The sequence below is a fragment of the Nonlabens tegetincola genome (genome assembly GCF_002954355.1).
Taxonomy (GTDB): domain Bacteria; phylum Bacteroidota; class Bacteroidia; order Flavobacteriales; family Flavobacteriaceae; genus Nonlabens; species Nonlabens tegetincola.
Window position 1 is genome coordinate 320963 of the sequence record NZ_MQVV01000016.1, and the last position, 16141, is coordinate 337103.

At 35.1% G+C, this 16141-nt stretch carries 13 protein-coding genes and 1 pseudogene; 7 read left to right on the forward strand and 7 right to left on the reverse strand.

The window, feature by feature from the left end; all coding sequences use genetic code 11:
• Positions 1-116: 116 nt before the first annotated feature.
• Together BST93_RS10930 and BST93_RS10935 are read right to left on the reverse strand one after the other, a co-directional pair.
• A complete protein-coding gene (locus BST93_RS10930) occupies positions 117-1154 on the reverse strand; it encodes an isochorismate synthase (protein WP_181072613.1) in 1038 nt (345 codons plus the stop codon).
• Between the two features lie 2 nt (positions 1155-1156).
• Positions 1157-1573 carry a hotdog fold thioesterase gene (locus BST93_RS10935; protein WP_105019286.1) on the reverse strand — a complete coding sequence of 139 codons (417 nt, stop codon included), beginning with the start codon at positions 1571-1573 and terminating at the stop codon, positions 1157-1159.
• Between the two features lie 35 nt (positions 1574-1608).
• On the opposite strand from BST93_RS10935, the gene BST93_RS10940 reads away from it, so the two are divergent.
• The 4 genes from BST93_RS10940 to BST93_RS10955 are packed head-to-tail and all read left to right on the forward strand — an operon-like array spanning position 1609 to position 4809.
• A complete protein-coding gene (locus tag BST93_RS10940) occupies positions 1609-2256 on the forward strand; it encodes an alpha/beta hydrolase (RefSeq protein WP_105019195.1) in 648 nt (215 codons plus the stop codon).
• Positions 2256-2843 (forward strand): RdgB/HAM1 family non-canonical purine NTP pyrophosphatase, encoded by a 588-nt coding sequence (rdgB, locus tag BST93_RS10945; protein ID WP_042279390.1) that lies wholly within the window; start codon positions 2256-2258, stop codon positions 2841-2843. The genes BST93_RS10940 and rdgB overlap by 1 nt, the downstream gene beginning before the upstream one ends.
• A 54-nt stretch (positions 2844-2897) precedes the next feature.
• Positions 2898-3716, forward strand: coding sequence for a carboxypeptidase-like regulatory domain-containing protein (locus BST93_RS10950; RefSeq protein WP_105019196.1), 819 nt, complete (start codon positions 2898-2900; stop codon positions 3714-3716).
• Between the two features lie 16 nt (positions 3717-3732).
• The gene (locus tag BST93_RS10955; RefSeq protein WP_373420740.1) at positions 3733-4809 is read left to right on the forward strand and encodes a M28 family metallopeptidase; all 1077 of its coding nucleotides are present in this window, start codon (positions 3733-3735) and stop codon (positions 4807-4809) included.
• A gap of 253 nt (positions 4810-5062) precedes the next feature.
• Here BST93_RS10955 and BST93_RS10960 read toward each other — a convergent pair whose 3' ends face one another.
• A complete protein-coding gene (locus BST93_RS10960; protein ID WP_042279393.1) occupies positions 5063-5650 on the reverse strand; it encodes a porin family protein in 588 nt (195 codons plus the stop codon).
• Positions 5651-5728: 78 nt separating this feature from the next.
• A complete protein-coding gene (locus BST93_RS10965) occupies positions 5729-6877 on the reverse strand; it encodes a vWA domain-containing protein (protein ID WP_105019197.1) in 1149 nt (382 codons plus the stop codon).
• A gap of 205 nt (positions 6878-7082) precedes the next feature.
• On the opposite strand from BST93_RS10965, the gene BST93_RS10970 reads away from it, so the two are divergent.
• Positions 7083-7619, forward strand: a complete 537-nt coding sequence (locus BST93_RS10970; RefSeq protein ID WP_105019198.1) for an inorganic diphosphatase — start codon at positions 7083-7085, stop codon at positions 7617-7619.
• A 62-nt stretch (positions 7620-7681) separates the two neighbouring features.
• Here BST93_RS10970 and BST93_RS10975 read toward each other — a convergent pair whose 3' ends face one another.
• Positions 7682-8533: an ABC transporter substrate-binding protein gene (locus BST93_RS10975; RefSeq protein ID WP_258150526.1), complete on the reverse strand. Its 852-nt coding sequence runs from the start codon at positions 8531-8533 to the stop codon at positions 7682-7684.
• Entirely contained in the window at positions 8506-8658 is a 153-nt protein-coding gene (locus BST93_RS10980; RefSeq protein ID WP_105019200.1) for an SsrA-binding protein, read from the reverse strand. The genes BST93_RS10975 and BST93_RS10980 overlap by 28 nt, the downstream gene beginning before the upstream one ends.
• Before the next feature lie 135 nt (positions 8659-8793).
• Here BST93_RS10980 and BST93_RS10985 point away from each other — a divergent pair, with 135 nt between their 5' ends.
• Both BST93_RS10985 and BST93_RS10990 read left to right on the forward strand, forming a co-directional pair.
• Positions 8794-11013, forward strand: a complete 2220-nt coding sequence (locus BST93_RS10985; protein WP_105019288.1) for an NADP-dependent isocitrate dehydrogenase — start codon at positions 8794-8796, stop codon at positions 11011-11013.
• Positions 11014-11112: 99 nt separating this feature from the next.
• A pseudogene (locus BST93_RS10990) lies at positions 11113-11409 on the forward strand (DUF2306 domain-containing protein); the annotation flags it as partial.
• A gap of 99 nt (positions 11410-11508) precedes the next feature.
• Here the strand turns inward: BST93_RS10990 and BST93_RS10995 are convergent.
• On the reverse strand, positions 11509-16092 hold the full coding sequence (locus tag BST93_RS10995) for an FIDD domain-containing protein (RefSeq protein ID WP_105019201.1): 4584 nt from the start codon (positions 16090-16092) through the stop codon (positions 11509-11511).
• Between the last annotated feature and the right edge of the window lie 49 nt (positions 16093-16141).

The following is a 16141-nucleotide window of genomic DNA, read 5'->3' on the forward strand; positions in this document are numbered from 1 at the left end:
GAATCTATTGTAAAAAAGCAGTTTATAGTATCATACTATCTTTTAGAAGAAATGCTCAGTATGCAAAATCCTTCTCATTCAAGACCAGTTTAATACGTACTGCTTTTAGAAGTATTTTATAAAACACGAAGCATAGTACCCATTTTATTCACTGTTTCTAGATATTCTGCTTGGGCATGACTTAATGCTGTTATGCCGCCACCTACGTACAATGTAGCCGTTTTATCGTTCAATTCCATGCATCTTAAATTGACAAAAAACTCTGCATTCTTATTGTTGTTATTCACCACTCCTAAAAAGCCTGTATAAAAGGACCTTTCGTATCCTTCATTTTCCTTAATAAATTGCAAAGCTTGTTTTGTAGGCATACCACAGACGGCTGGTGTAGGATGTAAAGCATTAAGATACTTATACATATTATTTGGGTTAATTTGTGCCTCAATATCAGTTTTTAGGTGGCAAATTGCTCCTGCTTGTACAGTTTGAGGTTGTGATGTTTCAATATCTGTTGCATCAGTCAATTTGAGTTGTTCAACTATATAATCAGTGACTAGCTGTTGTTCTTCTCTCTCTTTTTTTCCCCAATAAATATCGGTCACTCCATCATAAGCTACTGTTCCAGCCAATGACATGGTTTTTAAAGTCGTGTTTTCGATTTTTAACAATAATTCTGGAGTTGCTCCCATCCAGGCACCTACTTTAGGATGATAAAAAAAGTAGCTGTTTGCCGTTGGATACAAATTGAGCAGGCGTTCAAGTAATTTTACTTGTGACAAATGACTTTTAATAGTTTGCTTTCGCGAAAGCACTACTTTCCTTAAATCTCCTTGTTGTAAATTATTAATAGCCTTGTCAACAAGTATTACATACTCATCTTTATTTACTTCTTTATCAAATTCTGGAAGAGTACTTTCAACCTTTTGCTGCGTCCAAGGAAAACTTATACTATTTTCTACGGGTATATAAACACTATGTTGTTCTTTTAAAAAAGGAGCAAATACAATATAATCTTCTTCAAGAGGTGTAGTTTTATGCCATTCTTGATCAGATTGATAGAATAAATTGACGCGATTTTCATTACTTTTTTTAAGTACAAAAAAGGGTAACTCTTGGGCTAAAAGTTGTGATACTTGATGTAAGAAAGGACTGTTCACTGTTATTGTTTTAAAAGAGCAATAGTTGTTAATTTACACAAAGAGATTAACCTATCTTGATCATCTGTTATTCTTATTTGCCATAGTTGAGTAGTTCGTCCTTTGTGAATAAAAGATGCGGTCGCATAAACATATCCTTCTTTAATGGATCGCGTATGATTGGCACTTATTTCTAGACCTCTTATAGTATATTTTTCGGTATCCAGAAAGAGAAAACTAGCCGCGCTACCTACCGACTCGGCCAAAGCTACACTGGCACCACCATGTAGAACTCCGTCAGGTTGATAAACTTTATGAGTAACCGGCATGCGTGCAGTTAGTGTATCTTCTGTAACATCTACATACTCAATATCAAGTGTTTCCATTAGTGTATTACGGCTTATGGTATTACACTGGTCTATTATATTTTGTTTGTCCATATCTTTACCCAAAAATAAGCCTACAATATAAATATATGGTTAAAACTGTCTTATATAATCATACCAATAGTTACGATACTTTAAACGAATTAACGGATACCACAAAATGTATCTGGATATGTTTTCATGGATTGGGATACTTATCAAAATACTTTAAAAGATATTTTATCAATTTTCCTAAAGACGATCACTATTTTATAATTCCTCAGGCTCCTTCAAAGTATTATCAAGGCTCTGATTTTAAACATGTAGGTGCAAGCTGGCTTACTAGAGAAAATACCATGCAAGAAATGGATAATGTTCTTAATTACCTTGATAAGGTAATTACACAAGAAAATATTAAGGGCGATCCTAGAATTGTTTTGATGGGATATTCACAAGGTGTTTCAATTGCTACTAGGTTTATGTCACAATACATTTACAATGTAAAGGCCTTAATTATTCAAAGTGGTAGTTTACCACAAGAGCTTAACGAAAATGATGGCCAACATTTTGAAACTTTTTGTGATAGAATCATACATATATCTGGAACTAAAGATGAATACGTGAACGATAAAGTTATTGAACGAGAAAAAGAACGTATTGATACTCTCTTTGGCACAAAATGTGAAAAACATAGACCGGATATAAAGCATGTGGTTCATGTAGAATTGTTACAAACCATTGCAAAAAGCTTAACGTGATGAAATTATTATTTGCTACCCACAATCAAAATAAATTAAAAGAAATTCAAGCTTTAATGCCGGCTAATATTGAGCTGGTATGTTTAAAGGATATTAATTTTGAGGAAGACATTCCTGAAACTTCTGAAACAATTTCTGGTAATGCTATTCAGAAAGTAGAATATCTTGTAAATAGAGTCAAGATGCCTGTATTTGCAGATGATACTGGTTTACTAGTTGATGCCCTAAATGGTGAACCAGGAGTATATAGTGCAAGATATGCAGGTCCTGAACGTGATAGTGAGGCAAATATGCAATTGGTCTTAGACAAGTTAGAAAATACTCGCAATAGAAATGCGAGATTTGTTACTGCCATAGCTTTGTCATTACAAGGCTGTCAATTGTTATTTGAAGGTGTTTGTGAAGGTGTTATCACCGACGAGAAGAAAGGTGAAAAAGGTTTTGGATACGATCCAATTTTTAAACCTAATGAAGCAGATAAAACCTTTGCAGAAATGTCACTAACCGAAAAAGGTGAAATAAGCCACCGTGCTCGAGCCTTCAGAAAGCTCATTTCATATTTGGAAGAGGATGTTAACGGCCGTTAATATATTGAGAATTTATAGAGTATTGAACTCAATTGAATTATTTTAGCTTATAGAATGAAGCATCTACTATTTTTAATTTTGTGTTTTGGAGTTTTCTTTAACACCACTACTGCCCAAGACAGTACATCAGTCAAAGTTGATACAGTAAAAACTATCGCAAAAAAAACTAAAGTTACCGGTGTCGTTCTTAATGCAAAGGACAATTCTCCTCTTGTAAATGTTAATATTGTTAACCTTAATCAAGTTAAAGGAACCGTTACCAATGAAGCTGGAGAGTTTTCCATTACTGCCAAGGTAAATGACACACTTTTCTTTTCCTATTTAGGTTTTCAAACTATTAATGTACCTGTTACCAACGACTGGATAAAATTTGGAAATGTAACTATTTCTATGACCGAAAAAGGGATTGCTCTTGAGGAAGTGGTTGTAGAGGAAATTCAATTAACCGGTTATTTAGAGATCGATGCAAAAAAAGCTCCTATTTATAGCAAGCGTAGATATAGCATAAGTGGTCTAGAAAAAGGATATGAAGCAGGTGATGAGGAACCAGGAGCGGTAACCAAAGTATTAGGATCTATTTTTAATCCAGCTGATTTTCTATATAACACCTTTAGTAAGAAAGGTAAATCTCTTAAAAAGCTTAGAGAAATAAAGAAAGCAGACGAGGTAAGAAACATATTACAAAGTAAGTACGACAGAGAAACATTGATGAACCTTCTTCAAATGGATAAGGTTAGTATTGATGAAATTCTACGTAATTGCCAATACTCTAAAAAGTTCATTGAAGAAGCTAGTGATTTACAAATCCTAGATGCTATTAGTGAATGTTATGAGGAATATAAAGTCCTGAAAAAAGAAGATAAAAAGAAGTAACAATTAATACCACTTTATGTTAAGTTTAAAAACCATATTATATGCTACAGCAGGATTTGCCCTCGCTGCATCGTGTAATACTATGAAAGGTACCGATGCTGACGCGTCTGGTTCAAATTCTAGTGAAAATTCAAGTATGATTAATTCATCAATGTCTTCCAAGGAAGAAGTGATGAAATATGCGAATACAATTACAGTTGAAGAATTAAAAGAGCAATTATATTTTTATGCTAGCGACGAAATGGAAGGTCGTTATACAGGTGAGCCTGGTCAGAAAAAAGCTGTCGAATATTTGAGAGAGCAGTATAAAAAAATGGGTGTTCCCGGTGGATTAAATGATGGCGCTTACTTTCAAACAGTACCTGCCTCCTACTTTAGAAAAATTAAAAACGATTCAGAAAATGTACTGGCGTATATAGAAGGTTCTGAAAAACCAGAAGAAGTACTTGTTATTAGTGCTCACTTAGATCATGTAGGAATGGAAGGTGGTGAAGTTTTTAATGGTGCCGATGATGATGGAAGCGGTACTATTGCTTTACTTGAAATTGCTGAAGCATTTAAACAAGCAAAAAATGATGGAAAAGGTCCTAAACGTTCCTTACTATTTTTACATGTTACAGGTGAAGAAATAGGTTTATATGGTAGTAGATATTATTCTGAGAATCCTATTTATCCTTTAGAAAATACCATAGCAAATTTGAATATTGATATGATAGGTCGCATAGATCCTCAACAAAAGGATGATCCTAATTATGTTTATTTAATAGGAAGTGATATGCTCTCTCAAGATTTACATGATATGAGTGAAGCTGCCAAAGCAAAATATGACATGGATATTCGATTAGATTATAAGTATAACGGGAAAAACGATCCTAATCGCTTTTATTACAGAAGTGACCACTACAATTTTGCTAAAAATAATGTACCTGTAATATTTTATTTCAATGGCGTACATGAAGATTATCACAAGGCTACTGATACTCCAGATAAAATTGAATATGATCTTTATCAAAAACGTGCTAAGTTGATTTTTGTTACAGCTTGGGAACTAGCAAATGCTGATTCAAGACCAGCTCTTAAGGAAAAGGAATAATTTTTCACTAAGTGATTATATATAAACCTGCTCGTTATTGAGCAGGTTTTTTTTATTAATACTCCACCTATTTAATTATGCTATAGAACTTGTTTAAATAGATACTATAATTTAAGGTTTCACTCGATAAACACTATTTAATTCACTTTAACTACCTAGACGTATACGACCACCTTAAGTTTATAGAAATACCTATAATAAAAAAACCTCAACATTTTCATGTTGAGGTTAATAGTATAATGTATGTTATTAATTAAAATCTATAACCTACTGAGAATCTAACTAATCTTGTGTATTCATCATTTTTGAATTCTTCATTATCAAACAGGTCTGTAACACCTTCTGCAAAATTTGCTTTAAGGAATAAACCTAATTCTGGGAAATCGTATCCTAGACCTAAAGAAACAGAAAGATTAGAATCTACAGTCACCTCATCATCTATGTCTACTTCATTTCCACCAGCAACACTTTGAGTAGCATTAAGAAGAAATCCAACTTGTGGTCCTGCATGAACGGTAAGATTGTTCCAAACTCTATAACGTACGTGTAAAGGTATATTGATAAAATCAAGATTAATCTCTGATTCTGTATTACCTATTTCAAAAGTTTCTCCTTCTCTGCTGTAAAGTATACTGGTTTCAGCACTCCAGCGATCATCAAAGGTGAACAATCCATTTAAACCAGCGTGAAAAGAAACCGCGTTGTCTTCCAATTCACCACCACCTACATTGTTAATTTTTGAGATGTTAACTCCACCTAATAGACCGTAAGAAAATTCTTGGGCTGTTGCTATGATACTCACGCAGAAGAATACTGCAAAGGATACTAAAAGTTTTTTCATTGTATAGTTTTTGGTAAGTCAAATATATAAAAAGAATGTAGACTACACCGTAAACCACAATTAAAGATTATAAACTACTTATTTCATACGCTTTTTACGATTGCGCTCATAGTCAGAAAAAATCATCTCACCTAATCCCTTTAAGCCCGTATAAAAGGCTTTACCTTTATTTGCTTCGGTAAACGCGTCTACAAACTGTTGTAAGTAGGGATCATTTGCTATCATGAACGTTGTTATAGGTATATGCAACCTTCTAGCCTGTGCCGCCATGTTGTAACACTTGTCAACTATGTATTCATCTAGACCATTAGAATTCTTATAATACCTACCGTCACTCAATCTTAAACAACTAGGCTTACCATCGGTGATCATAAATATTTGCTTGTTTGTATTACGTTTACGTCGCAGTAAATCTAGTGCAAGCTGTAATCCAGCGACGGTATTAGTATGATAGGGTCCTACTTTTAGATAAGGTAAATCTGCAATTTTAATTGGCCACGCATCATTACCAAATACTATGATATCAAGAGTATCTTTTGGGTATCTGGTAGTTATTAATTCGGCCAGTGCCATAGCCACTTTTTTTGCAGGTGTTATTCGATCTTCTCCATAAAGAATCATGGAGTGAGAGATGTCTATCATTAATACCGTACTCATTTGAGCCTTGAACTGTGTATCCTCTACTACTAGATCTTCTTCAGTAAGGTTAAAATTTCCTATACCGTGATTAATTTGTGCGTTGCGCAAACTCTCTGTCATGGAAATAGAACCTAGGTCGTCACCAAATTTATAAGCTCTAAAATCACCGCTGTGCTCATCTCCGGTACCTAATTTTGATGTTTTGTGGTTCCCACTTGCGCCCTTACGCATATTACCAAAAATTTGCTCAAGAGCATGCTTACGTAATAATTGTTCTGTTTTTGCAGTAATAGTGAATCTTCCAGATCCATCACCGTCATCTGATCCATCTTGACCCTTTGATGGATCAATTTCTTCTCGTATATAACCACGCTGTTTTAAATCCTCAATAAAATCGTCTATCGTATATTCTGCAGTGGTTAGGTGGTATTCCTTATCTAATTCACGCAACCATTCAATAGCTTCATCAAAATCACCAGAGGTGTGAGTGATTAACTCCTTGAAAATATCAAAGAGTCTGTCAAAGGGATCTTTGTCTTTTGGGTTGTGAATTTCAAATCTGGTACCGTATCGTTCTTGGTAATTCATACAATAAAAATAGTCTGTTTTGTATAGTTGGACTTACATTGTTTGGGGTTTAACGTAGGTTTTACACCTCATAAAGGTTAAGAATGGGTTATTATAGGGTCATTATTTCATTGAATAACAATATTATATCAAGGTTTGTCGCGTTTACGCTTTCGCGAAAGCGAAATAACATTATTTTTGCAGCCGCTTAAACAAACAAAAGATTATGCAAGTACATCCTTGGCACGACGTGTCGTACGGAGAAAAAGCTCCGGAAATTGTAAATGGAATTATTGAGATACCAAAGAATACTCGCGCAAAATATGAGTTAGATAAGGAAACAGGAATGTTGATTTTAGATCGTGTGATCTACTCTTCAATGTACTACCCAACTAACTATGGTTTTATACCACAAACTTATTGTGACGATCAAGATCCGCTAGATATTCTAGTTCTTTCACAAATTGAAATCGTACCTATGTGTATGGTTGAAGCAAAGGTTATCGGTGTAATGCAAATGATGGATGGTGGTGAAATGGATGATAAAATTATAGCCGTTGCCGCAAATGACATGTCGGTTGCTCACTTTAATGATGTAAGCGAATTACCAGAATACTGGAAAAAAGAAATGCGTAATTTCTTTGAAGATTATAAAAAGTTAGAGAACAAAACTGTTGATGTAGAAGAATTCCAAGGTCGTGAAAAAGCAATGGAGATCGTACAACAAGCAATTACTGATTATAAAAACAAGTTCAATAAATAATACTTTTATAGAACCTAATAAAAAAACCTGTTCATATCATGAGCAGGTTTTTTTCTTTGAAATTAATTGTTGAGTTGATCTTGTAGTTTGCTCAAATATTCCGGTACAAGTTTTAAACGTGATCCATACCACGAGAACATCTCACCATCAACTAGTACAATTTTAGGAATAACCTTCGGTTTTAAAGCGTCGGATGCTGGTGCTAGTGTAAATGCTTCAATAAGTTCTTGTTTATCTTCCTCTTTAAAAGGATAGGGTTCACTAGAAAGTAGGATAAATTCTGGTTGTAATTTTATTAACTCATCAAGTGAAAACTCTGGATATCGTTGTAGGTCTTTACATAAATTTTCAAATCCACCTTGTCTTAAAACATGATGAATAAATGTATCATTACCCGTTGCCATGTATGGATTCTTCCAAATTAAGTAAACTGCATTTTTTGCTGAATTCACTTTAAGCTTGTTGAATTCCATTTTAATAGTACGAACTAAGGATTTTGCCTTGAAAGAACTTCCTGTCATGATTCCTATATCATGAATCATCTCGTAAGCGTTTTCTAATGTCAAAATATCACTCACATAAGTAGGAGCTATTTGATCACAAGCAGCTACGATATCTAGGGTGTTTTCCTCTTTATTTGCGATAATTAAATCTGGCTGTAACTCATAAATACGTTCTAGTACTATTTTTTTAGTACCACCTACGACAACTTTATCAGTGCGTAAGTTTTCTGGGTGTACGCAATACCTAGTAACGCCCACAATTCTATCTTCTAATCCTAGATCAACTAGCAATTCGGTTTGAGATGGAACCAGTGAAACGATACGTTCAGGTAAATTTGCTATTTCAACTACTCGGTTAAGCTGGTCTATACCTTTATAAAACATTAATCTAGTGCGTTTTTTGTTACCCATAACTTATAACCTAAAAGCGCCATTTGCCATTTGGTTGCCTTGCTTAGATCTAATCTCTTTTTAGTAAAACTGGGTAACAGCTTTTTATTAATTGATGCAAGTGCTTTGAAAAAATATTTTTTCATAACTCAAATATAGGAATATGTTAACGAGTAATGCGTTAATTGTACTATAAGAAATCACTGCTATTACTTATATTTGCAATTCTTTTTTACAAGCTTAAATACTTGTTTATTACTCTAAAAAACAGAATAATTACAATGGCAGATTTACCTAAAATTATCTATACAAAAACGGATGAAGCACCAGCACTAGCAACCGCTTCTTTTTTACCAATCATTAAAAAATTTATTGCTCCAGCAGGTATCGATATTGATACAGCAGATATTTCTCTAGCTGGAAGAATTATTGCTACTTTCCCAGAAAACCTAACTGAAGATCAAAAACAAGAAGATGCTCTCGCACAGCTAGGTGAACTTGTAAAGCAACCAGACGCCAACGTTATAAAATTACCTAATATAAGCGCATCAATACCACAATTGACTGCTGCTATTGCAGAATTACAAGCACTAGGTTATAACCTACCTGATTACCCTGAAGATCCTCAAACCGAGGAGGAAAAAGAAATTCAAAAACGTTATAATAAGATTAAAGGTAGTGCAGTAAATCCTGTTTTACGTGAAGGTAACTCTGATCGTCGCGCTCCTAAACCGGTAAAGCAATACGCAAAGAACAATCCACACTCTATGGGTGCATGGAGTTCTGATTCAAAATCACATGTTGCAACTATGTCAGCAGGTGATTTTGCACACAACGAGAAATCTCACACCTTTGAAGAATCTACTTCGGTTTCCATTCAATTAGTAAAAAATGATGGAGAAACTGAAGTTCTTAAAAGTGGTTTAAATCTTCAAAAGGGAGAAATACTAGACGCTACTTACATGAGTAAGAATGCTCTTTTATCTTTCTTGAAGGAACAAATTGAAGATGCCAAAAGTCAAGGCGTACTTTTTTCACTGCATATGAAAGCAACGATGATGAAGGTTTCTGATCCTATCATTTTTGGCCATGCGGTGCGCACATTCTTTGCTCCGGTATTTGAAAAATTTGGTACTGAATTAGAGCAGGCTGGTGTAGATGTAAATAATGGGTTTGGTGATTTATTATCAAAATTAGATCAATTACCAGGCGATGTTCAAACTGCTATTGAAAAGGAAATTGAAAAAGTATACGAGCAACGTCCTGATATCGCGATGGTAAATAGCGATAAAGGAATCACTAATTTACATGTACCTAGTGATGTAATTATTGATGCCTCAATGCCGGCAATGATACGTACATCTGGACAAATGTGGAACAAGGCAGGAGAAACTCAAGATACCAAAGCAGTGATTCCAGATAGTTCATATGCTGGAATCTATCAAGAGACTATCCAGTTTTGTAAAGAACATGGTGCATTTGATCCTACTACCATGGGTACGGTTCCAAATGTAGGTCTAATGGCTCAAAAAGCCGAAGAATATGGTTCACACGATAAAACATTTGAAATACAAGCAAACGGTAAAGTGCAAGTAGTTTCTGAAAATGGTACTGTCATTATAGAACACGATGTAGAAGAAGGTGATATATGGAGAGCTTGTCAAACTAAGGATGCTCCTATTCAAGATTGGGTTAAACTGGCAGTTTCGAGAGCCAGAGCAACTAATGACCCTGCTATTTTCTGGTTAGATGAGAATAGAGCACACGATGCTGAACTTATCAAAAAGGTAAATACATACCTTAAAGATCATGACACAGAAGGCTTGGACATCTCAATCGCTTCACCAGTTGAAGCTACAAAACGCACGCTAGCTAGAATGAAGGATGGTTTAAACACCATCTCGGTTACCGGTAATGTACTTAGAGATTACAACACAGACTTATTCCCTATCCTAGAATTGGGCACAAGTGCCAAAATGCTATCTATTGTTCCATTAATGAACGGTGGTGGATTATTCGAGACTGGTGCTGGTGGATCTGCTCCAAAACACGTGCAGCAGTTTGAAAAAGAAAATCACTTACGATGGGACTCTTTAGGCGAGTTTCTTGCTCTTGCAGTTTCTCTGGAACATCTAGCTGAGAAATACGATAATAAAAAAGCTCAGATTCTTGCAGATTCCTTGGATCGCGCAACAGAGAAGTTTTTAACTAACAAAAAATCTCCTTCAAGAAAGGTTAATGAGTTAGATAACCGTGGTTCGCATTTTTATCTAGCCCTGTATTGGGCCCAAGAATTAGCTTCTCAAAATCAAGATGAAGAACTAAGTGCACAATTCAGTTCACTAGCTAAAGAATTATCTGATAATGAAGAGGTAATCAATAAAGAATTGATTGATGCGCAAGGTGTTGCTATGGATATTGGAGGATATTATCGTCCAGATGCTGCAAAAGAATCAGCAGCAATGCGCCCTAGCGCTACATTAAACAGTATTATTGGTTAAAATAAAACCACCTAATGTTATAAAGCCTGTTTGTACACTACAAACAGGCTTTTCTTTTATCTTTAGACGATGAAATTACCAGCCTTCTACGACATCTTGATGTTCACACATCTAATGACAGTAGTGCCTTGTATTTTTTTAGGTGCTTATTTATTACTAAGATCTAAAGGAACTAAAATCCACCGCTTATTGGGTAAGATTTATATGAGCTTGATGGTAACTACAGCACTGATTTCTTTATTTATGCCAGCATTAGTAGGTGGTAGATTTCTTAATCATTTTGGGTGGATCCATCTTTTTAGTGCACTTACTTTATGGACGGTACCCAGCTCTTTGTATGCTTTAAAAAAGAAAAATATACGCCGTCACAAAACAGGAATGATTCTTCTTTATGTAGGTGCTATAGTGATCGCAGGTGGCTTTACACTTGCTCCTGGTCGTTATTTGAATGAAGTGTTTTTCGGGCAATTACGCTTTCGCGAAAGCGTAACAACACTACCTCTTCAACGAAAAGTGGCCCGAAAGGGTTCTGCCGTCTGCTCGTTCTACAGTGAACCAATAGTCACTAGATGGCATGGGATTACCATTAAAAGTACCGTCCCAACCTACAGTTTGTGGTAATATTTGCTTCAACAGCTTGCCGTACCTATCAAAGATGTAGATTTTTGCACTAGGTTCTATGGAGGCGTTGTACAATTGCCAGTAGTCATTAAAGCCGTCTGAGTTAGGCGTGAAAAAGTTAGGATAAAATAGTAAAAAGACCTCTTGACTTACCTGACCACAACCGTTGCGGTCTCTTACATAAACCACATAATCATCAAAGATTAAATTAGTAAAGCTATTGCTAGATTGAAACGTGATACCATCTATAGAATATTCATAATCACCTGTTCCAGTGACGGTGACTGTAATACTGTTATTGTCACGACTCCAGTCTGATACTTCGATATCAGTAATGACAGGTATAGTGGACTCTATCACCTCGATTTGAATACTGTCCTCGCAAAACAAGGTGCCGTAATCATTAGCTACCTCTAGTGTATAACTACCAGGTGTGTCTACAGTAATGGTGGACGTGGACTCATTTGTGGACCATAAATACGAATCGTATCCAGTAGGCGCTAGTATATCAACAGTACCGTTTTCACAAATTGTCCACTGAGTAGGCATGTTTAAAACAGGTTGTTCGTATACTTCAATTTCAAATTGAGTAAAATCTGCGCAATCTGGATGGTCTACGTTTTCTATTCTTACAAATACGGTCTCTGGATTCTGAACGGTAGTATAAGCATTAGGCAAGGCGTTCAAATTATTTTCTGCATCACTTAACGAGCTGTGGTACGTGATACGGTTCTCATTAGGTAGCTGCCCATTGAGTATAGCGGTGTTTTGATCGCCTAAGTTGAGACTCACCACACCATCATTGAGAGTATCATCACAAAACTCTATGCGTGGTGGCATAGTAGCAATAGGTTGTCTAGAGACACCTATCTCAAAGTCTGTTACGTTATAACAATTTGGATTGAGATTATTCTCTATTCTTACAAAGACAGTTTCACTAGTTACTGAACTAGTGTAACTAAATGGTAAAGCATTGTTATTAGACTGAGCATTTGACAAACTACTGTGATAGCTAATTGAAAAGTCAGTAGGATTTTGCCCTAATAAAACCTGAGAGTTATACACAGTAAGATCAAACACCTCACTACCATCATTACTAAAATCGTCACACACTATATCATCCTGAACAGGATGTGCTACAGGTGTTTCATATACTACAAAATTTATGGTTATCTGTTCAAAACACTGTGGATTCAGTGGATTAATTACGGTAGCCGTTACCGCTTGAGTAGCTGTGGTAAATGGATTAGGCAGTGGTGACGGTAGTGCATTACCATTTTGATCTTCATAGGTGATTTGTACGCCACTTTGATTCCCTAGTATAGTGCTTTGAATGGAGCTGGTGTCAAAATCAAAAAGACCATCAGCATCTGTATCACATACTTCTTGTGCTGGAACTGAAAATGCGCTTACTCCTGCGTCTACTACAATGTCAATTGTAGTGAATAGCTCACAGGCTCCATCTGTATCTTGAGATGTGGTATTAAATAGTCTAACGTTAATAGTTTGTGTGCCTGTTACTAATGGGTTAGGTAGTGGATTAGGAAGTAAATTTCCAGTACTATCTCTATATTCTATACCTACTCCTGTCTGTCCTTGTAAGAGTTGGGCGGCTATATTTGAGGTGTCAATAGTTTCTACACCGTCATTGCCTTGATCACATTGAGTGATAGTAAGTACACCTGGATCTAAAGGATTATTCTCTGTATAAAGAGTAAGGTAAGGTCCTAATGCCAGGCAGTCATTATTCAGACTACTTTCCACTCTTACGTAGATGGTTTGGGGAGAAGTGGTGTTTTGATAATTTGTGATATTCGTGATTTCATTACTCTCGGCCAGCGCATCGTTCTCTGATGGGTAGTACGTAACGTCTAATGCCTGACCTGTCGGGAACTGATTGATAATGTCTGTAGTAACTGTACTAAAATCAAAACTTGCTACACCATCGTATAAATCAGTACCGTCATCACATTCATATATACTCCGGTTAAATCCTGCTGGTAAGGCAGTAGTAGTGACTTGTAAATTAACCTGTGCCACATCAAAACAACCGTTTGTATTACTTACTCGTGCATAAATGGTATCACTGCTTGCTGTACTGTTCTGATAATTAATCGGGTTTACAATGGCATTAGTGTTAGCAGCTGCATCTACAGCGCTGGTAAAATAAGTGATCGTATTAGTTATTAAATCTGGTGTGATAGACGGAGCAGCTTCATTCAAATTAAATAAACTGATTCCATCTGTATCGTCATCACATTGTAAAAGACTAACTGGTGAATTTACTACTGGTAACGCAATTATTTCAAGCTGAAAAGTTGTGCTACCATTGAAACTACTATTATTACTATCTGTAACGTGAACATAAATTGTCTCTAATGGAAGGGTATTTTGATAATTTAATGGATCATTAATCGGAATTGTAAAATTACTATCTAAAAAATATTGAAATTGTAAATTATTTTGAGAATTATTTGTCACTATATTAGATTCATGAGATGTAAGGTCAATTATAACCAATCCATCATAATTATTACCTACGGTTATATTATCACATACTTGTAAATTGACCACGTTTTGATTAATGCTATTGTAAATTATATCTCCACAATTTTCGTTAAATTTTGTTATCGTTGCGTCTCTACTTATTAAATCTGATTGAAGAATAGTTGTTCCAAAAAATTGATAAGGGGTAGTAAAATTCCCGCCCATGTGACCAATAACTCTTGCTAGGTAATAATTATCGTCGTCGTCTTTAAAAAAACTTTTGACACTATCACCAGCCAAATAATCTTGTCTACTGTTTCCACTTTTCACCATTCTCTTAAGAACGCCTTGTTCAGTATAGGCTATCACCATTAAGTCATCATTACCTATAGTAGTATTTAAATTGTTCCCATTTGTGCTAGTAAAATTTAAATTTTGATGGCTTAGCCTATTGTCAGACGTCTGAGCTAAAACGAGAATTTCGTTATTATCAGAAATTAAATCATGACCATAACCAAAATAACTGTCGTCTACACCTACAATCCATTCACATATACCGCTCGAGTTAATTTTAGCTAGATAATATCCACCTACTTTTTCAGATGTTCTAGTACCGTCGGTATTTTCAAATACATGACGATGATGAGAGTAGATACATCTGTTTTGACCTGTCATATAAACATTACCACTATTATCTAGTTCTAAAGCCTTTACACGCACCGTTTCAAAATCATTGTTATCCTCGACAAAAGTGTTAACCACCCAAATAACTTGTCCATTTGAATCATATTTTAATAAAAAACTTTTCGTAAGGTTACCAGGAAAATTTGTAACACTGGGTGAAGAACCGTTTGCCGAATAGTAAATTAAATCATTTCCAAAATACCCAGCTAAATAAATATTATTATTAGAATCAATGATAACATCTTTTAATCGATTGCTATTAGGTCCCGTCAATTTCAAATTTGCATTCCAAATCAGGTTACCATTGGAATCAAATTTTGACAAAAAGTGATTCATATCAATTCTCCCAAAATCATCAAAGCTACTTAATGTAGTATTATTAATAAACCAGTTGTAATTATGAGGCGCATTTCCATTACTACGTAAATCGCCCATTACCACTAGATTATTATTATTATCGATTATAACTTTTTGCGGGTAAATACTTTCTCCTCTTCTGTGCCAAATTAACTTTCCCTTTGAATCTAATTTGATAATAAACCCACGTGTGTACGCTCTATTAACTGTCAAGTCAATAGTATTTCCATAGTTATCCTTGAAAAAACCACCTTGCGAATTTCCTGCTATGTAAATATCTCCGTTTAAGTCTTGTACAGTTGAAATGAAAGAACTTCTTTGAGTAGTATTATCATTTTCAAGTAATACTAACCACTTAAGCATGCCGTTTTTATCGTACTTTGTCAAATAACTACCATTCAAACCAAGAGTTTCATTATAAGTTATACCAAATCTTGAATTTATAATGTGATCATGAAAGTGTCCTGTAGTAAGAAACCCATCATTAAGTTCTTCAATATCAGTGACTTCAAATAAAGAACTACCATTACCAAAAAAACCAGATTGTCCATTATATAAATCAGGGCCTTTTTGAATCATTGTCCAACAATCAGAAATAGAATTGCGAACAGGCTCAACATTTGGACCGTCAATAGTAATTGTGTCACTGCAACCGCGATTTGAGGTTATTGACAATGTAGAAGATCTCGTACCTATTTGATTGAAAGAAACTACTGGGTTTTCTAATGAGCTACTTTGAGGAGTAGATCCAGGTCCAAAAAGCCACTGAAAAGAATCTGATTGGTGAGATGTGTTTGTAAAGTCCACCTGCTCACCAATATCGGCATTAATCAAAGATGGTTGGAAGTTTGCCTCACACTGAAAATTTTGCGAAAAAAGAGTATTTTGCAAAATAGTTAAAAAAATGATTGAAATGATGGTTGATTTCATATTGACCTTAATGTAAAAAATATTTAACAGTCTAAAAAGTATCCGTAGC